The organism is Candidatus Nitrospira neuquenensis, from assembly GCF_979578155.1.
In genome coordinates this window covers 79,788-97,465 of record NZ_CEFZDU010000002.1, presented here as the reverse complement: position 1 = coordinate 97,465, position 17,678 = coordinate 79,788, and the positions used below count along the sequence as shown (strand labels likewise).

The following is a 17,678-nucleotide window of genomic DNA, read 5'->3' as shown; positions in this document are numbered from 1 at the left end:
CTTCCCTTTCACCCCTCACCCCTTCCCTCTTCCCGCCACCACCGCCTGTCCCAGCGAGAGGCCCCCGTCGTTGGGCGGCACCTCCCGGTGGGTCAGGACCAGGAACCCGGCGGCCTCCAGCTTGCCGCAGACCAACCGCGTCAGCAGCTCGTTCTGGAAACAGCCACCCGTGAGCGCGACGCGGGACAGGCCGGCCTCCTGCGCAAGCCGGACCGCCGCGTCCGCGAGCGCCAGGTGAAATCGCCGGGCGATCCGTTCCGCCGGCACGCCCCGGCGGGCGTCGGCGACGACCTCCGCGATCAGCGGCCGCCAGTCCAGCGCCAGGCTCCCCCTCCCGCCCTCCGGCCACAGGAGCGGCAGGTCGTAGCCCTGCCCACCCTTGCCCTCGGCCTCGCCCCGGCGGGCCGCCGCCTCCAACGCCATCGCCGCCTGGCCCTCGTAGGTCGCAACCTGGCAGAGGCCGGCGAGCGAGGCCACCGCGTCGAACAGCCGGCCCATGCTCGTCGTAACCGGCGAGGCGACGCCGCGCTCCAGCATCGCGACGAGGCTGTCCCGCTGGTCGCCCAGGCTCCGGTCGTGCGGCAGGTCCCGCGCCGGCCGCCCCCCCTCCGGCAGGCCCAGGGTCAGGGCCAGGGCCGCGCGCCGCGGCTCCCGCTCCGCCTGCTCCCCGCCCGGCAGGCGGAAGGGCAGGAGGTGGGCGAACCGGCTGAAGCGGTCGTCGGCGACGACGAGCGCCTCGCCGCCCCAGATCGTGCCGTCCGGCCCGTAGCCGGCGCCGTCCCACGCGAGCCCCAACACCTCGCCCGTCGCGCCCTGCTCGGCCAGGCAGGAGGCGACGTGGGCCCGGTGGTGCTGCACCGGCACGAGCGGCAGCCCCCAGGCCCGCGCCAGCTCCCGCGCACGGCCGGTCGAGGCATAATCCGGGTGCAGGTCGCAGGCGATCGCGGCCGGCCGCCGGTCGAAGAACCGGAGCAGGTCCTCGACGGCCCGCTCGAACGCGGCGCGGGCCTCGACGGTGGATAGGTCGCCGAGGTGCTGGCTCAGGACCGCCTGGTCGCCGAAGGCCAGCGCGACGGTGTTCTTGAGATGGCCCCCGAGCGCGAGGACCGGCGCGGCGACCGGCTCGGGCAGCGGGATCGCACGCGGCGCGTAGCCCCGCGCCCGCCGCAGAACCGAGGGGCCGCGGTCCGTCACGCGCGCGACGGAATCGTCCAGCGGCCGCGCGATCGGCCGGTCGTGGACCAGCCAGAGGTCGGCGATGTCCGCGAGCCGGTCCAGCGCCTCGCGCTCGTCCGTCACGATCGGCTCTTCCGAGCGGTTGCCGCTCGTCGCGACCACCGGCCGGCCGAGCCCCTCCAGCAGGAGCTGCTGCAGCGGCGCGCAGGCGAGCATCGCGCCGACCCGGTCGAGCCCTGGCGCGACCGCTTCCGCGAGCGGCGCGGCCGGCTTCCGGTCGAGCAGGACGATGGGCGCAGCCGGGGAGGCCAGCAGCGCCGCCTCCTGCGGCGACACCTCGGCGCAGGCGTGCACCGATGCCAGCGACGGGAACAGCAGCGCGAAGGGCTTGTCCGGCCGCCGCTTGCGCTCGCGCAGCCGCCGCACCGCCGCCTCGGAGCCCGCGTCCACCCACAACTGGAAGCCCCCTAGCGCCTTGACGGCAAGGATGCGGCCCTCGGCCAGGAGCCCCGCGCTCCACCGGACCGCCCGATCGCCCCGCGCCAGGACCGCGCCGCGCCAGTCCCAGAGCGCCGCCTGCGGCCCGCAGGCCGGACAGGCCGTGGCCTCCGCGTGGAAGCGCCGGTCGGCCGGGTTCTCGTATTCCGCGCGGCAGGCCGGGCAGAGCGGAAAGGCGGCCATCGTCGTCGCCGCCCGCTCGTAGGGAAGCTCCCGGATGACGCTGAACCGCGGCCCGCACCGGGTGCAGGCGATGAAGGGATAGCGGTGCCGCCGGCCGGCCGGGTCCCGCCGCTCCGCCTCGCACTCCGGGCAGGCGGCCAGGTCCGGCGGGACGACGGGCGCCTTCGCCCCCCGCCCGTTCCCGACGCGGATACCGAAGGCCCGCTCGCCGAGCGGGGGCACCGGCTCCGCAGTCACGCGCGCGACCGAGGCGGCCGGCGGCGCCTCCGCGCGCAGCCGCGCGAGAAAGGCCTCCAGCAACTCGGCCGGCCCCTCCACCTCGACCAGCGCGCCGCCCGGGCCGTTGGCGACCCAGCCGCCGAGGCCGAGCGCGCCCGCGAGGCGATGGCAGAAGGGGCGGAAACCTACGCCCTGCACCGTCCCCTCCACGGTCACGCGCAGCCGTTGTCGCGGCCGATTTCTCATTCTTCCACGTCCTCCAGCACCAGCTCGTGCAGCAGGGCCTCCGGCGCCTCCTCCACCGCCAGGGGGCCCGCGCCGCAGGCCCGGCAGTCCAGCGTCAGGCCGTCCCACTCCCCGCGCGCGCCGCAGGCCCGGCAGCTCGCGCCGACCGGGACGGGGATCAGCTCGATCCCGGCCCCGTCGAGCGGCGTGCCGCACGTCGCGCGCGCGAAGGCCGCCCGCGCCGCCTCGCCCCCGTCGGCCAGGAGGTGGGAGCGGGCGCTGACCTTGAGCCGGACGAAGACCAGGCGCGCGCCGGGCCGCACCCGTTCCGCCGCCAGGGCGGCCACGCGGGCCATCAGGTGGGCTTCGTGCACGCCAGCGCCTCCACGTCCCGGCAGACCAGCTCGACCAGCTCGTCCACCGCCTTGAGCACGGCCGCGCCCGGCGGCCGGCCGAGCGTGAGGTCCTCGACCTCGACGCCGTAGACGATCAGGTCCCGCGGCAGGGCGCCGATGGCCCGCGCGAGCGCGAGGCCGTCCTGCAGGCTCCAGCCGTGGCTCGACGCGCGCGACCCGCGCAGGCCCTCCCGGAACAGCGGCGGGGCTTCGTCCCCCTCCTCCAGCCGGCCCTCGCGGAACCGGCAGCGCGTCAGGGAGCCGGGCGGCCGGTCGCTGAAGGTCGCGTCGATCAGGAGCACGGCGTCCGCCCCGGCCATCCAGTCGAGCAGCGCGTGGCCGGCCAGCTCGGCGGCGACGACCTCGGCGCGTCCGCCGAGCCGCGCGCGCAGCCGCTCGGCGGCCAGCGGCCCGGCCGCGTCGTCTCCCGCCAGGGGGTTGCCGAACCCGAGGATACGGACCGTCCGCTTCGCGCGCGCGGCGGTCATGGGTGCCGCTCCACGGTCAGGCGCAGAAAGTGCGTCGCGCAGGAGATGCAGGGGTCGTAGCAGCGGATGACGCGCTCGCAGCCCTGCGCCGCCTCCTTGTCCGGCCGGTCCAGGAGGCGGGGAGCGAAGGCCCGCAGGTCCTCCTCGATCCGCCGCTGGTTCTGGGAGGTCGGCGGGACGATCTTCGCCTCCTTGATGAGCCCGTCCGCGCCCACCTCGTAGCGGTGGTAGAGGAGCCCGCGCGGCGCCTCCGTCGCGGCCGCGCCGACGCCGGCGCAGGGCGCGACGGGGACGGCCGGCTCCGCCGGCGGCTCGTAGTGGTCGATCAATCGGACGGCCTCGTCGAGCGCGTAGAGGATCTCCACGGCGCGGGCCACGATGCCGTGAAAGGGGTTGCGCAGCGGGAGCGCGAGGCCCGTCGCCGTCAGCGCCTGCTTGGCGACCGGCGAGAGCCGCTCCGCGTTCAGGTTGATCCGCGCGAGCGGCCCGGCCAGGTACGGCCCGCCGTCGAGCAGGCAATGGAGCGCGTTCGAGTAGGACACCTGCCGCTCGACGAAGCGCATCTCGAACTCGCCGGCGGGGATCGAGAGCCCCCGGCTGGAAGCCACCGGCCCCTCGTTGAAGGGATACTCGCCCGCGGGCGCGAGCGCGACAAAGGTGTAGTCCTGCACGAAGTCCGGGAAGTCCAGCCCGGCCGTCCAGCGCACCGTCTCGGCCGCCTCGTCGCGCGCGCGGGCCAGCTCGTCGCGCAGCGGCGCGAGCTCGCGGCGGCCCGGCACGCGAGAGAACCCGCCGACCCGCACGGAGACGGGATGGACCGCCCGCCCGCCCAGGAGCGCGATCAGCGCGTTGCCCGCCTTCTTGGTCCGCAGGCCGCGGGCCACCAGCTCGGGATGGTCCTTCGCCATGGCGAGGCCGCTCTCGTAGCCGAGGAAGTCCGGCGCCTGGAGCAGATAGAGGTGGAGGGCGTGGCTTTCGATCCACTCGCCGCAGTAGAGCAGCCGGCGGAGGGCGCGCAGTTGTCCCTCGACGCGGACGCCGAAGGCCTGCTCCAGCGCGTGCACCGCGCTCATCTGGTAGGCGACCGGGCAGATGCCGCAGATGCGGGCGACGAGGTCGGGCACCTCGTCGTAGCGCCGGCCGACGAGGAAGGCCTCGAAGAAGCGCGGCGGCTCGAAGATGCGGAGTTCGACGTCCTCCACCCGACCGCCGCGGACCGTGAGGCGCAACGCCCCCTCGCCCTCGACGCGCGCGATCAGCCCGACCGCGATCGTCCGCGTCGTCCCGCCCTTCTTGCCTTCTCCCCCTTCCCTGCCTCTCACGTCTTACCCCTTACTCCTCACGTTTCACGTCTCACCTTTTACCTTTCACCTTTCATGCCTTCCCACGCTTCGCTCTCCTTCCGGAAGCCCGGCGCATGGCCGTTGATGCCGCGGAACCGCCGCAGGACCTCGACCGGAATCAGCCGCAGCCCCCCCTGGAACTCGCGGGCGAGCGAGGCCGTGTTCGGCGGATGGCCCGGTCCCCTGGGCCCGCCCTCCGCCGGACCGAAACAGCCGTAGCAGTCGCGGCCCATGCCCGGACAGATCGCCCCGCAGCCCGTCCTCGTCACGGGCCCCAGGCAAGGCATCCCCTTCGCGACCATCACGCAGACATGGCCGAGCCGCTTGCACTCCAGGCACACGCTGTGGGAGGGGAGCCGCGGCTGGACGCCGGCGAGCAGGTCGGCGAGCACATGCAGGAGCTGCCGCCGGTCGATCGGGCAGCCCCACAGCTCGAAGTCCACCCGGACGTGCTCGGCGATCGGCGTGGAGGTGGCGAGGCTCGCGACGTGCTCCGGCGTCGGATACACCGCCCGCTTGAATGCCTCCGCGTCCGCCGCGTTGCGCAGGGCCTGGATACCGCCCGCCGTGGCGCAGGCGCCGATCGTGACGAGCGTCTTGGCCCGCTCGCGGACCGCCAGGATCTCCCGGGCCGCGGCCGGCGTAGCGATCGAGCCCTCGACGAGCGCGATGTCGTAGGGGCCCTCCGCCATCCGGCTGGAGGCCTCGGGAAAGTACGCGACGTCCAGCGCCCGGCCCAGCGCGAGCAGCTCGTCCTCCAGGTTGAGGATGCTGAGCTGGCAGCCGTCGCAGGAGGCGAACTTGAACACCGCCAGCTTCGGCCGCTTGCTCACCGCTGGACGTTGCGATCGAGTCGGTGCGCTCATGGCTCCCTGAACCAGTCGTCACCCCGGCGGACGATCGCCCCCCTCCGTCACCCCGGTCCAGTCCGTCGCCCCGCCCGTCACCCCGGTCCAGTCCGTCGCCCCGTCCGTCACCCCGGCGCACGCCGGGGTCCAGTTCCGAGTCTGTGCAAGTCGGACCTGGATTCCGGCTTCCGCCGGAATGACGGAGGGTGGGGTCGTCACCCCGGTCCAGTCCGTCGCCCCGCCCGTCACCCCGGCGCACGCCGGGGTCCAGTTCCGAGTCTGTGCAAGTCGGACCTGGATTCCGGCTTCCGCCGGAATGACGGATGGCGGAATGACGGAGAGGTGCAATGGCGGATGGCCGGAATGAGCCTCCGGCCGATGGTGTCTCCGCTTCTCCCTACACCCCCTCCAGCCCCAGCAGGTGCGCGACGCGGTCGTAGCGCATGACCGGGCCGTCCTTGCAGATGAAGTAGGGCCCGAGCTGGCAATGGCCGCAGAGCCCGATGCCGCATTCCATGTGGCGCTCCAGCGAGACGTGGATGGCCGTGGCCGACACCCCGCGGCGGATCAGGATCGCGCAGCCGAGGCGCATCATGATCTCCGGCCCGCACATGAGCACGATCGTCCGCGCCGGCTCCAGGGCCAGCCCCTCGAACAATTCGGTGACGACGCCGACATGGTCGCGCCAGCGCCGGCCGCCCCGGTCGCTCGACAGGAACACCTCCGTGTCGGGATGGCGCCGCCAGGCCTCGAACCGCCGGCGGTACAGGAGATCCTCCGGCGTCTTGACCCCGTGGAGGATCTTGACCGCCCCGTAGGCGGAGCGGCGCCGGAAAATGTACTCGATCGCACCGGCGACGGGCGCGCAGCCGAGGCCGCCCGTGACGACGACCACGTCCCGGCCCCGCGCCTCCTCCAACGGCCAACCCCGCCCGAAGGGCCCGCGGACGCCGAGGGCGTCGCCACGGCCGAGCCGCCCGATCGCCCCCGTGACCCGGCCGACGAGGCGGATCGTGTGCTCCAGCAGCTCCGGCTCGTCCGGGTCCGAGACGATCGAGATGGCCGCCTCCCCGACGCCGTAACAGGCGAGCATGTTGAACTGGCCCCCGGCGAAACGGTAGGCGCGGCGCCGCTCGGGGTCGTCCAGCCGGAGGCGGTAGGTGTAGACGCCCTCCGCCTCCTTCCGCTTGGCGACGATCGTCGCGGGCATGATGTCGTAGGGGTTCATCGCTCGTCATCCCGGGGATGCGTCCGTCCGGCCATCCGTCAGTCCCCCCTCTCCGTCATTCCGCCATCCGTCATTCCGGCGAACGCCGGAATCCAGGGTTCCGGACTGGGCCCCGGCGTCCGCCGGGGTGACGGACGGGGTGATGGGACTGGGCCCCGGCTTTCGCCGGGGTGACGGAAAGGGTGAACCGGCGCCGGGGTGACGGACTGCGGTCCTCCGTCCGCCGGGGTGACGGACTGCGGTTCCCCGTCCGCCCGGGGGACACGTCCGCCGGTGCGAGGGGCGGGGGTTAACCGCGCCCTCCCGTCAGCGCCCGGACTTCCTCGGTCAGGTCGATCCCCACCGGGCACCAGGTGATGCAGCGGCCGCAGCCGACGCAGCCGGACATGCCGAACTGCTCGATCCACGTGCCGAGCTTGTGCGTGAGCCACATGCGATACCGACTCTTGATCGTCGGCCTCAGGTTCTTCCCGTGGATGTAGCCGTGCTCCTCGGTGAAGCAGGAGTCCCACAGGCGTGCGCGCTCCACCCGCGCCCCGCCGAGGTCCGGCACCTCCTCCACCCGGTGGCAGAAGCAGGTGGGACAGACCATCGTGCAGTTCGTGCAGGCCAGGCAGCGGGCGGCGACCTCGTCCCAGCGCGGATGCTCGTGCGCGCCGGTCAGGGCTCCGGGCAGGCGCGTCCCGTCGATCCCCCGGCTCTGGCTCGCCGCGCAGGCGGCGATCGCCGCGCCGGCCTCCGCCGTCCGCGCCGGACCGGCCGCGGCGACCGGCAGCGCGGCCACGACTGCCCGGCCGGCGTCGCTCCCCGCCTCGATCAGAAACCCGTCGTCCGCCTCGGTCAGGGCCAGGTCGAAGCCGGCCGTCGCCCGCGGCCCCGTTCCCATCGAGGCGCAGAAACAGGTTTCGAGCGCGCGCGTGCAATGCACCGCCACGAGGAAGAGCCGCGCGCGACGGGCGCGGTAATAGGGGTCGGCGACGGCGTCGTGGAGGAAGATGCGGTCCTGGATGCCGAGCCCGGCGAGGTCGCAGGCGCGGACGCCCAGGAGCGCCGTCGGCTCCGGCTCCGGGAGAGAGGCCCGGACCGCGACGGCCTTGCCCGGCCGCTCGATCGTCAGCAGCCGCTCGCGCGGCGCGAAGGCGAACCGCTTGAGCGACTCGGGCCCGTGGACCACGTCGAAGTAGCGGCCGCTCCCGCTCCGCTCCAGCCGGTAGCGGCCCGGCTCCTGCCGGTCGCGCCAGCCGCGCGGCAGCTCGTCGGCGCGGCGCACTTCGTCCCAGAGGACCGAGCCGTCCCGGGGCACAGGTCCCAGAACACGGTAGCCCCGCCCCCGGAGGACTTCGATCAGCGTCTGGAGCGCGTCGGCCGATAGGACTCCGGGCTCGGGCGGCGACGGGGGGGAAGCCATGGCGCATTCTAACCACGTTCGTTCACGACGGCGCAACGGGATTTCCGCCGCGGGCGGGCCGGTGCGTTACAACCCCAGGTGCGCGCGCAGCCGTCCGTAGTCGTACGCGGGCGCGCCGCACCAGCGCGGGGACGGGTCGTCCCGCTCCATCCGAACGAGCAGCTCGGCCGCCCGCGGCCTGGTCTTGGGATCGAGGGCCGCGTGGCGGGGCGTCTGCCCCTTGAGCGCGGGCGAAGGCCGGTCGGCCCAGTCCAGGTAGCAGGCCTCCAGGAAAGCGGCGGCGAGCCGGCGCGATTCTTCCGCCGACACGGTGGCAAGGAGGGGCGGCTCCTCGTCGGTCGAGAGGTCCAGGGGGATCGGCGGCGGCGCGGGCGGCTCGACGGTCTCGCCGCGGAAATGGAGCCGGTAGCCGAAGGCGCCGGCGAGCTGGTGCTTGACCGCGTCGAGCCGCTCCCGCCCGTCGCACTCCACCCAGACCTGCGTCGGCGTGAGCGTCACCCGGCCGGCCACGACCGGCGCCGCGCCCTCGGTCAGGACCCAGGTCGCCGTCGTCGGGTCGCCCCCCGCGGACGACTCGAGCTTCCAGCCCTCCCACCGGGCCATCCCCGCGGCCAGGCCCCCGGGGTCGTCGTGCTCGTACAGCGCCCTGGCGTAGAGAAACGGCTCGCCGCGCTCCGTCCGGTACCGGATACGGCCGATCGCCCGCCGCAACGCCTCCACCCGCGCCTGCGCGAGCTGCCAGAGAAGGATGTAGCCGTACCGCTTCGCGAACTCCTGCCACTCGCCCAGGGCGAAGTCGCCGAGATCGCTCTCCAGCTCGCGCCGCCACTCGTCGGCGCCCCGCTTGATCGTCCTCGCCCGGGCGGCCGACAGGACCACGGCCCCGCCCACCAGGATCGTCCGCGTCGACCCCCGGACCGGACGCCCGAGCAGGACCTGTCCGGGCCGGGCGCGGCCCGCCGCCGCGCCGGCGGCCGCGCGGTCCGTCCGTCCGTCCCCGAGGGAGCGCAGCAGAAACGTCCCCCCGCCGTTCCCCGTCTCGACGACGTCCAACAGGTCCAGGTAGGAGTGGCGCAGCGGGTCGAGCCAGGCCCGCTCCTCGGCCGGCACGTGGACCTCGATCAGGTCCCGGAGCTGCTCGATCAGCGAGAGCTGGCCGTCCTCGGGAAAGTAGTCCGCATAGAGATAGAGCTGCGCCTGGGCCACTTCCTCCTCCGTGGGACCGAGGGGAATGGGCCGGGCGGAGTCGAGGTAGAGGCGGAGCGCGCGACTCAGCGCGACCTGCCGCTGGACGGCGAACCCGGGCGCCTCCGCCAGGGTCTCCAGCCGGGCCAGCAGGGCCGCCAGCGCGGGCTCGACGCCCGCCTCCGCTCCCCGCCCAGCCTCATTCTCGGGCTTCATGCAGCTCCTGCATGACGGTCGCCTCGGCCTCCAGCCAGTCCTCGAGCGCACGCCCCTCCCGGCGGCCGCCCCGCTCGTACAGCTCGTAGGCCTTGCGGGCGATCCGCTCCCACAGGTCGTCCGGCGGGGCGACGGGCCGGACCGGTCCCGTCCGCGAGGCGGGGGCCGACGAGGCCCGGACCTCTCCCCGCCCGCCCGGCGGCGCGCTCTTGCCCGCGGCGTCGGCCGGCCCAACCTGCTTCGTTCGCGCTGTCCGTGCCATGCCCTCCTCCCTGTTTCTCCGGTCGGGAGCCGCCGGCCGCGGCCCTCCGGATGCGCCTCAGTCGCCGCTCCTCGCCGCCTCCGCGGGCGGCCGCCGGAACTTCGGGCTCTTCACCGTGAGCACGGGACAGTCGGCTCGGCGCAGGACGGCTGCCGCCACGCTCCCGCTCACCAGGTGCGAGACGCCGCGCCGCCCGTGCGTGCCCATCACGATCAGGTCGCAACCGCGGTCGCGGGCGGTCGAGACGATCGTCTCGGCGGGCAGGCCGCCCGAGAGGATCGGCTCGGCGGACAACCCGCGGCGCCCGATCGCGTCGGTCAGCTCCGTGAGGCGCGCCTCCCACTTCGCGCGCAGCGCCCGCCCCTGCGCGACGTCACCGAGCGTGAAGTCCAGCCCGTAGACGACCGGCTCCACGACGTGCAGGACCAGGAGCGAGGCCCCGAACCAGCCGGCCGCCGCCGCGGCGTATTCCAGCGCGTCGAGCGAGCAATCCGAGAAATCCACGGCCGCCAGGATGCGGCGGAGGCCCGGGACGGGACGGCCCGCGCTCCGGACGGTCAGCACCGGGCAGGGCGCCGTCGCGGCGACCCGCTCCGCCGTGCTGCCCAGCAGGATGCGCTCGATTCCGCTGCGCCCGTGCGTCCCGAGCACGATCAGGTCGGCCCCGACCTCCCGGGCCTTGGCGACGATCCGCTCGGCCGGCTCGCCGACCAGCTCGTGGCGGGCCGCCTGGCCGGCGCTCTTCGCGCGGGCGAGCAGCTCGTCGAGGCGCGGCGCGGCCTGCTTCTGCAGCTCCTCCAGGTACAGCCGGTTGACCGGAAACTCCGGGTCCATCCCCGGCGCGAATTCCAGCACGTGGAGGATGTCGAGCGGCGCGCCGCAGGCGGAGGCGAGCCGCAGGGCTTCCTCCTCCGCCGGCCGCGCACCAGCGGAGCCGTCCGTCGCGAGCAGGATGCGCGTCACCAGGTCCTTCATGGCCCTCCGCCCATGGTCCTCCGCCGTCAGACCGCGTTGACGCTCAGGATCAGGATCTCGCCCTTCATCTCCGGGTGGATCGAGCACTTGAACTGATACTTGCCCGGCTTCTCGATCGTGAACCGGACGGCCACCTGCCGCTCCGGGTCGAGGTAGACGCCCCCGATGCCCGTCCCGTAGGACGTGGTCCCGTCGCTCTCCACCCGGGTCATGCTCCCCTGGAAGAGCGTGGAGCCGAAATCGTGGCGCACCGCGTCCTCGTTGCGGACGAAGATCACGGTCGGGGTGCTGAGCTGCAGGGGCGCCTGCTTGGTGACGAAGGTGTAATCTTTGATCGTCACCTGGACGATCTGCTCGTGCTGGGCGTCCGCCCGCGGCAGCGCCGTCAACGCCAGCCCCAGCGCGAGGGCCAGGCCCCCGCTCCAGCGGCCCATCCTCCTCAGTCCTGTCCGTGTCATGCGCCCTCCCTTCCCGGCGTGTCCGGCCCGCCCGCCGCTCAACGCGACGAGCGGGGCCTTCCCTTCACTTTTTCCCCGCGCGCCCGGCCGGCTGCGGTCTGGGCCGCAGGGGCACGCAGAGCACCGGACAGCCCGCCGTCCGCACCACCTTCTCGGCGGTGCTGCCGAAAAAGATCTTCTCCACGTTACCCGTCTGACCGCCGTAGCTCCCCATCACGACGAGCTGTGCGCCCTCCGCGCGCGCCGCCCGCACGATCTCGACGAAGGGCGCGCCCTCGGCGAGCAGCCGCCGGACCTTGACCCCGCCCGCCTCGGCATCCAGCAGGAGCCGGCGCGCGTTCAGCCGCGCCTGGTGCCGGAGCCGGCGGCGCTGCTCCGTCTCCTCCGACGGCCGGGCCAGACCCAGCGCGTTGAGCGCATCCAGGGCCTTCGTGTCCACGACGTGCAGGAGCAGGATCTCCGAGCCGAACTGGCGCGCAAGCGCCAGCGCGACCCGGAACGCCTCCTCCGAGCAGGGGGAGAAGTCGATCGGAACCAGAATCCTGCCGAAGCTCACCTCGGTCATCGCGCCTCCTTATCCGACCGCCGTCCGTCGTCCGGCGAGCAGCGCGGCCCGCGTGAATTCCAGGCCGTGCAGGGCGAGCCCGCCGGGCGGGCCGGACTTGCGCCGACCGGTCCCTCGCCGGGCGCAGATGACGCAGAACGTTCGCGCGGCGCTCCTCATCGCTCAGCCTCTCGCGGTGTCGGAAGAGGGGAAAGACTGCTCGGGGAGGGAGCAAGAGGGGTGCCATGGGGGACCGGGGCTCCGAGGGGTTCGCCGGCGCGGAAAAGCACGGACTTCGAGCGGTTCGGCGCGGCGGCGACCGTGAGGCGGGGGAGTCCTGCTACAGTGCCCCGCCGGAAGCCTGTAGCGTTAGGCGACAGCGGCGGGAGCCGACGGATTCGGAACGACCATCAGCGCGCGAGCCGCTTGGCCGTGCGGGCGCGAGGGGGCGGGCGCGGGAGAGGGCCAGGACGGCAGCCACGCGCCGGCCGCGTCGGTCAAAAGCGGTACTCCCCGCCGACGTAGGCGTTGACGTCGATGAACGCGGACGGCTCGAAGCTCGCCTTGCGCTCCGACCGCTGGACGCCAGCCGTGAGGACGAAGCGGTCCGTCATCGCCCGCCGGACATCCACCTCGACCTGGTAGACGTCCTCGTACCCGCCGCGCCGGTCGTCGCCCGCGAGCGAGGTCGTGTAGATGTTCCGCTCGTAGTGCAGGCCCAGCCCCACGGAGGTCCGATCCAGCACCCGGACCGTCGTCTCCATGGAGAGGTAGTGGTTGACGTAGGACACGTCGTCCTGGAGCTGCGGCTGGAACCGTCCGTCGGCCAGCCCCCGCTCGTAGTGATAGCCGACGAGCAGGTCCCAGCGCGGCGTGATCTGCCACTCGACGTGGGGGCCGAGCGTCCAGAAGGTCGTGTCGCGGTGAGCGAAGGCGTCGTTGTATTCCCGAACGCCGTACCGGCCGAGCAGCCGGAGGTTCACGGCCCGCCCGACCTGCTGCTCGAGGTGGACGCTCCCGAACTGGGTGGTCACGCGCTCCGCCGCGGGCGGCAGCCCCGCGCCGCGCCGGTCGCGGTTGGTGCCGAGGAAGAGGTCCGGCGCCAGATAATAGAACAACTGCACCGTCGTCCTGGTCGCGAAGGTATGGGCCAGCCCGAGCCGACCCGTCCCGTGGTTGAAGGCCGGGTTCCGGGCGTAGACGAACCCCTGCATCTCCAGCGAGAGCTCGGTCTGCCCCCAGGAGGAGCGGGCGGTCCGGCGGACGTCCAGCGCCGGCTCGTACACCATGTCGTCCCCCAGGCCTTTGCTCTCGATGACCGGCTGGGTCGGGTCCTCGCGGAGCGCCAGGCGGCGGGCGGCCGAGAACAACGCCACGTCGTCGGTGTAGTAGAGGGCGCCGGAAGCCTCGACGGACACCTGGGCCGCCGGAGCGTCCCCCAGCCAGGGCGCGGCCAGCAGGCTCACCCCGGCCCATCCCAGGCTCCTGGCGAGGCTCCGGAGCCCGCGCCCCTCCCGCCTCGGCCGCGTCACGGCCGCCCGAAGGCACGGACGTAGAGCAGCACTTGCCAGGCCTCCTCTTCTGTCAGGACCAGGGGAATGAAGGAGGCCATGTCGGTGCCGGGGCTGCCGTTCTGCAGGATCCAGAACAGCTCGCCGTCCGTCCTCGCCGCCTGCCAGGCCCGGTCGGTAAAGTTCCTGGGCAGCCGGCCGACGAGACCGGGCACGTCGCCCAGGCCGCGGCCGTCGCGGCCGTGACAGGTGGCGCAGAAGCCCTTGCCGAAAAAGATCGCTTGGCCCCGCGCCAGGTTCTCCGGCGTGGCCGGGAGCGGGTTGACGATCGCCCGCGCCGCGCCAAGCTGGTCGACCGGCACCCGCGGCTTGAGGACTTCCGCGTCCGCCGCGAGCCCCCCGCCCCGCGCGACAAGCCCGAACACGAGGGCGAGGGCCGGCGTGAGACGTTTTCCTCTGCTCCCGTTCATGCCGCTCGATTCATGCCCGCGCGGGGGCGGACCGGTACCGGCCTCCGCCCCACGGCGCAGGCCGGCGCGGCCCCCTGCCTCCGCGCGATCGGCCTACCGGTCCCCGTGGCCGGGAAAGCTGTGTCCGACCGACTGCGGGAAGGTCACCGTCCCGTCCGGAAACTCCTGGCCCTTCTGCCAGAGGTGGTAGATGACGCCGTCGGTGCCGGACGCGGCCTCGGCGATCTCCTTGGCCTGGTCCGCCGGCTCCAGCACCTGGACCCGGCCGGTCGCGATCTCGACCTTATGGTCGTGGAAGTGGCGGTGCCATTTAATGGCGGGCAGCTTCCGGCTGAGGTCCTTCGCGACGAAGTACTCGACCGCGACGAGCGGCGCCTTGGGGTCGGTGGATTCGAAGATCAGACATTGGAGGATCTTGTCCGAGATGCCCTTGCAGTAGTGGTGGTAGGGCCCGCCGAGCGTGCCGTCCTGGTGCACGTGGGGCGCCTGGACGTGGATGTCGTACCCCGTCGCGGGGGAAGGGGACCCGGCCCCGGCCGGCGTCGGCCAGCCCATCGCGGCGACGCTCGCCACGGCGAGCGTCAGCGGAACGGACCACAGGACTCGCATCGCAACCTCCTTGGATGAAATGAAGTGGATGGCGTCCGGCTCCGCCCCCGTCGGGGCGGAGGGTATGGACAGGGCATTAGAGACTGACCCCGAGCGGAGGATTCAACTGTTTCGAGGGCGCGGGAGGCACTCAGGAATTGTCGCCGGCGGGCGCCTTCTTCAGGCTGAGCATGTAGCTGGTCAGGTCCCGGACCTGCGCGTCGGTCAGGGGGAACTTCGGCATGAAGGAGCCGGGCACGACCGCCTGCGGGTCGCGGAAATGCCGCTCGTGCCAGGCGCGGTCGGGGCGGGCGTCCCCGACGTAGGAGAGGTCCGGCGCGATCGCCGCGCCCGTCCCGTGGATGCGGTGGCAGCCGGTGCAGCCGAACTGGGCGACGAGCGCCTTGCCCCGCGCGACGGAGGGGTCTTCGCGCGGCACCGCGTACAGGTCGCGGAGGGATACACCCAGCAGCGCGAAGACGACGGCCAGGAACAGCCCGCCGGCCGTGAGTGCGACGGGCCGAGCCGTCGGATGCCGCGCGGGGTTCCGGTCGATGAAGGGCCAGCCCAGGAGGAGCAGAACGACCAGGGCCGGCAGAACCCAGGTCGCCAGCGGCTCCAGCGGGCCATGCACGTACTTGAGCAATTGGTAGTAGAAGAGAAAATACCATTCCGGCACGGGGACGAAGGTCGTGTCCGAGGGGTTGGCCTTGTCCGCCAGCGGGAAGCGGACGGTCGCGGCCAGCACGGCGACGACGGCGAAGATCGCGAGCATCACGACCGCGTCCATGTAGACCTGGCGCGGGTAGAAGGTCTCGCTGCCGAGCGAAGCCTGGTCGTCCCGCCACGGCCCGGCGGGCCCGACGCGGCGAAGGATGACCAGGTGCAGCAGGATCCCCGAGGCGAGCAGCGCCGGCAGGAACAGCACGTGGACCGCGAAGAACCGGGAGAGCGTGAGCGCCCCCAGCGTCTCCCCCCCGCGGAGCACGCGGGCCAGCAGGTCGCCGACGACGGGCACGGTGCCGACCATGTTGATGCCCACCTGCGTGGCCCAGTAGGCGTTCTGGTCCCAGGGCAGCAGGTAGCCGGTGAAGGCGAAGCCCATCGTGATCAGGAACAGCACGACTCCGACCATCCACATCAGCTCGCGGGGCGGCTTGTAGGCGCCGTAGAGGAAGACCTGGAGCATGTGCAGGCCGATCGCCACGACCATCGCGGAGGCGCCCCAGTGGTGGAGGCCGCGGATGAAGGCCCCGAAGGTGACTTCCTGCTCGATGAACTGGATGCTGTCGTAGGCGTGGTCGGGCGTCGGGGCGTAATAGACCGCCAGGAACATGCCGGTGATCGCCTGGAGCACGAACAGAAAGAGCGTGGCGGAGCCGAAGACGTAGATCCAGCTCGCGCCGCCGGGGATCGGCTCGTCGAGCAGGGTCCGCTCGAGCCGCCGCAGCTTGATCCGGCCGTCGAGCCAGTCGTAGAGACGAGACGCCATGGGCGATTGTCGGATGGGCGGATTGACGATTGCAGGATTGGTGATCGGGGAATCGGCCGGTGCGGGCCCCTGAACAGTCCAATCACTCACTCATCAATCACCCAATCTCCTCACAGCTCGACTTGGGTCGGCAACCCCGACTTGAACTCCTTGTACATGACGAGCAGGCGGCCCTGCTCCACCTTGACGGGCAGCCGGTCGAGCGGCCGCGGGGCGGGTCCGGCCAGGACCTTGCCCGCCACGTCGTACACGCTCCCGTGGCAGGGGCACTTGAATCGGCGGTCGCCGTCGTCCCAGCGGTAGCCGCAGCCCAGGTGCGTGCAGATCGGGGAGAAGACCGTGACGCTGCCATCCTCCTGCTTGACCGCCCAGACCGCCTTGTGCGCCGTGGCCGAGAGCCAGCCGTCCTTGATCTCCAGGACGTGGTCGAGCTGGGTCGGCGTGCCGACCGGGAGCGTGTCCACGTCCCCGACCTCCACCCAGGGCCGCTCCCGGCGGCGCAGGGCTGGGGAGATCACGTAGCCGATCAGCGGGACGGCCAGGCCCAGGCCGATCAGGGCGGCGGCGGCCGCGGTCACCCAGCGAAAGAGCTGGCGCCGCGAGCCCACGGGGGTGTGGAAGCCCGGCGCGCCGGGGTCCGGGGGCGTCGAGGGCGTCATCACGACCCTCCCAGCAGCTTGAAACCGTTGACCAGGATCAGCCAGAGCGCAAGGCTCACCGTCACGCCCGCGGTGACGCGGCCGACCGCGGCGGGCGGGGCGACGCGGCCGAGCCGCGCGGCGGCGAGGAGGCCGACCAGCCCCCCGAGCGCGACCAGGGCCGTGACGCGCGGATCGAGCTGGCCGAGCCGCAGGTGAGCGGCCACGCCGCCCAGGGCGATCACCGCGATCACGCTGAGCGAAGTCCCGATCGCCACCCGCTGGGGGAACTTCAGGATGAGGATCAGCGCCGGGACGATCATGAACCCGCCTCCCACGCCGAAGAAGCCGCTGAGGACGCCCACCACCAGGCCGATGGCCGCGATCGTGAGCCAGCATGTCCGGGGAAAGGCGACCGCGCAACGCCCCTCGTCCCCCGCGACGACCCGCCGGCCCTGCGTCATCATCAGGGCCCGCGCCGCGAGCAAGAGGAACCCGAAGAGGACGAGCAGGACCTCCCCCCGCACCAGGCGGTGCCCATAGGCCCCCACCCAGGAGCCCAGGAGCCCCGTCGGGGCGAAGGCCAGGACCGCCCGTCCCCGGACCTCGCCGGCCCGCCCGTATTCCCAGACCCCCGCCAGCGCGGAGGCGGCCACGATGACGAGCGACATCGCCACGGCCTGCTGCACCGGCACGCCCGCCACGTACACGAGCAGCGGCACGGCGACGATCGCCCCGCCGGCGCCCGTCAACCCGAGCTGCATCCCGACCGGCAGGCCGGCGAGCAGGGCCAGGATCAGGTGTGCCACGGCCACCGCCCGCCCGGTCTGGGCCTCAGCCGCGTCGCAGACGCGCCCCCGTCAGCGCCGGCAGCCTTCGAAGATTTCGTCGCAATGATCCTCGGCATAGACACCCTTGGGCTCGGAGTCGTAGCGGACCTCGACGATACGATCGTCCCGGACTTTCAGGAGGGCCAGGCAGGCATGGGGCGGGCGCGGCAGGCTGGCTTTGGAGACAGCGAAGGAATCCTCCAGGGCGCCGCCCGCGCGGATGTAGACCAGCGCCATGCCTCCCTCGATGGGCGTTTCCCGGTCCGGCCGGCCGGCGCAGAGGAGCAGCTCCTGCTTGGCCATCCCGACGAGCGCCTCGCGGATCGTCGGGCCCTCGGCCGCGGGCGTCGCGCAGCCGGCGAGCCAGAGACAGGCGCAACCGATCACCGCCGGGCCGCCCCGCCACGACCACGGTCCCTGCGGCCGGACCGGCCCCTCCGGCATCGGGGCGGAATATCCGTCGATTCCGTAGTCTATCGGCATATCCCGGCCAAACCC

General features: G+C 73.1%; 20 protein-coding genes. All 20 read right to left on the bottom strand.

Annotation, left to right across the window (positions count from 1 at the left end; translation table 11 throughout):
* Positions 1-15 precede the first annotated feature (15 nt).
* Positions 16-2,322 carry a carbamoyltransferase HypF gene (gene hypF / locus AC1U7O_RS01050; protein WP_479892694.1) on the bottom strand — a complete coding sequence of 769 codons (2,307 nt, stop codon included), beginning with the start codon at positions 2,320-2,322 and terminating at the stop codon, positions 16-18.
* On the bottom strand, positions 2,319-2,675 hold the full coding sequence (locus AC1U7O_RS01045) for a hydrogenase/urease maturation nickel metallochaperone HypA (protein ID WP_479892693.1): 357 nt from the start codon (positions 2,673-2,675) through the stop codon (positions 2,319-2,321). Before AC1U7O_RS01045 ends, hypF begins: the two co-directional genes overlap by 4 nt.
* Positions 2,657-3,184, bottom strand: a complete 528-nt coding sequence (locus tag AC1U7O_RS01040; protein ID WP_479892692.1) for a hydrogenase maturation protease — start codon at positions 3,182-3,184, stop codon at positions 2,657-2,659. The genes AC1U7O_RS01045 and AC1U7O_RS01040 overlap by 19 nt, the downstream gene beginning before the upstream one ends.
* Positions 3,181-4,506 carry a Ni/Fe hydrogenase subunit alpha gene (locus tag AC1U7O_RS01035; protein ID WP_479892691.1) on the bottom strand — a complete coding sequence of 442 codons (1,326 nt, stop codon included), beginning with the start codon at positions 4,504-4,506 and terminating at the stop codon, positions 3,181-3,183. The genes AC1U7O_RS01040 and AC1U7O_RS01035 overlap by 4 nt, the downstream gene beginning before the upstream one ends.
* 38 nt (positions 4,507-4,544) lie before the next feature.
* On the bottom strand, positions 4,545-5,393 hold the full coding sequence (locus AC1U7O_RS01030) for an NADH-quinone oxidoreductase subunit B family protein (protein ID WP_479892690.1): 849 nt from the start codon (positions 5,391-5,393) through the stop codon (positions 4,545-4,547).
* A gap of 379 nt (positions 5,394-5,772) precedes the next feature.
* Complete coding sequence (locus AC1U7O_RS01025; RefSeq protein WP_479892689.1) at positions 5,773-6,603, bottom strand: FAD/NAD(P)-binding protein; 831 nt, start codon at positions 6,601-6,603, stop codon at positions 5,773-5,775.
* Between the two features lie 289 nt (positions 6,604-6,892).
* Positions 6,893-8,011, bottom strand: a complete 1,119-nt coding sequence (locus AC1U7O_RS01020) for a 4Fe-4S dicluster domain-containing protein (RefSeq protein WP_479892688.1) — start codon at positions 8,009-8,011, stop codon at positions 6,893-6,895.
* Between the two features lie 66 nt (positions 8,012-8,077).
* Positions 8,078-9,412, bottom strand: coding sequence for a hypothetical protein (locus tag AC1U7O_RS01015; RefSeq protein ID WP_479892687.1), 1,335 nt, complete (start codon positions 9,410-9,412; stop codon positions 8,078-8,080).
* Positions 9,396-9,674, bottom strand: a complete 279-nt coding sequence (locus AC1U7O_RS01010; RefSeq protein WP_479892686.1) for a DUF2934 domain-containing protein — start codon at positions 9,672-9,674, stop codon at positions 9,396-9,398. Before AC1U7O_RS01010 ends, AC1U7O_RS01015 begins: the two co-directional genes overlap by 17 nt.
* Before the next feature lie 57 nt (positions 9,675-9,731).
* On the bottom strand, positions 9,732-10,649 hold the full coding sequence (locus AC1U7O_RS01005; protein ID WP_479892685.1) for a universal stress protein: 918 nt from the start codon (positions 10,647-10,649) through the stop codon (positions 9,732-9,734).
* A 26-nt stretch (positions 10,650-10,675) separates the two neighbouring features.
* A complete protein-coding gene (locus AC1U7O_RS01000; protein ID WP_479892684.1) occupies positions 10,676-11,107 on the bottom strand; it encodes a cupredoxin domain-containing protein in 432 nt (143 codons plus the stop codon).
* Between the two features lie 64 nt (positions 11,108-11,171).
* Positions 11,172-11,672, bottom strand: coding sequence for a universal stress protein (locus AC1U7O_RS00995; protein WP_479892683.1), 501 nt, complete (start codon positions 11,670-11,672; stop codon positions 11,172-11,174).
* A 9-nt stretch (positions 11,673-11,681) separates the two neighbouring features.
* Positions 11,682-11,831 carry a hypothetical protein gene (locus AC1U7O_RS00990; protein ID WP_479892682.1) on the bottom strand — a complete coding sequence of 50 codons (150 nt, stop codon included), beginning with the start codon at positions 11,829-11,831 and terminating at the stop codon, positions 11,682-11,684.
* 317 nt (positions 11,832-12,148) lie between these two features.
* Positions 12,149-13,183, bottom strand: a complete 1,035-nt coding sequence (locus AC1U7O_RS00985; RefSeq protein ID WP_479892681.1) for a hypothetical protein — start codon at positions 13,181-13,183, stop codon at positions 12,149-12,151.
* Positions 13,180-13,632, bottom strand: coding sequence for a c-type cytochrome (locus AC1U7O_RS00980; RefSeq protein WP_479892680.1), 453 nt, complete (start codon positions 13,630-13,632; stop codon positions 13,180-13,182). The genes AC1U7O_RS00985 and AC1U7O_RS00980 overlap by 4 nt, the downstream gene beginning before the upstream one ends.
* A 93-nt stretch (positions 13,633-13,725) precedes the next feature.
* Positions 13,726-14,241, bottom strand: coding sequence for a DUF1264 domain-containing protein (locus AC1U7O_RS00975; RefSeq protein WP_479892679.1), 516 nt, complete (start codon positions 14,239-14,241; stop codon positions 13,726-13,728).
* A 130-nt stretch (positions 14,242-14,371) separates the two neighbouring features.
* The gene (locus tag AC1U7O_RS00970) at positions 14,372-15,712 is read right to left on the bottom strand and encodes a cytochrome b N-terminal domain-containing protein (protein ID WP_479892678.1); all 1,341 of its coding nucleotides are present in this window, start codon (positions 15,710-15,712) and stop codon (positions 14,372-14,374) included.
* Between the two features lie 110 nt (positions 15,713-15,822).
* On the bottom strand, positions 15,823-16,371 hold the full coding sequence (locus AC1U7O_RS00965) for a QcrA and Rieske domain-containing protein (RefSeq protein ID WP_479892676.1): 549 nt from the start codon (positions 16,369-16,371) through the stop codon (positions 15,823-15,825).
* Positions 16,371-17,159, bottom strand: a complete 789-nt coding sequence (locus AC1U7O_RS00960) for a sulfite exporter TauE/SafE family protein (protein ID WP_479892675.1) — start codon at positions 17,157-17,159, stop codon at positions 16,371-16,373. Before AC1U7O_RS00960 ends, AC1U7O_RS00965 begins: the two co-directional genes overlap by 1 nt.
* A 51-nt stretch (positions 17,160-17,210) precedes the next feature.
* Complete coding sequence (locus AC1U7O_RS00955) at positions 17,211-17,624, bottom strand: hypothetical protein (RefSeq protein WP_479892674.1); 414 nt, start codon at positions 17,622-17,624, stop codon at positions 17,211-17,213.
* Positions 17,625-17,678 lie beyond the last annotated feature (54 nt).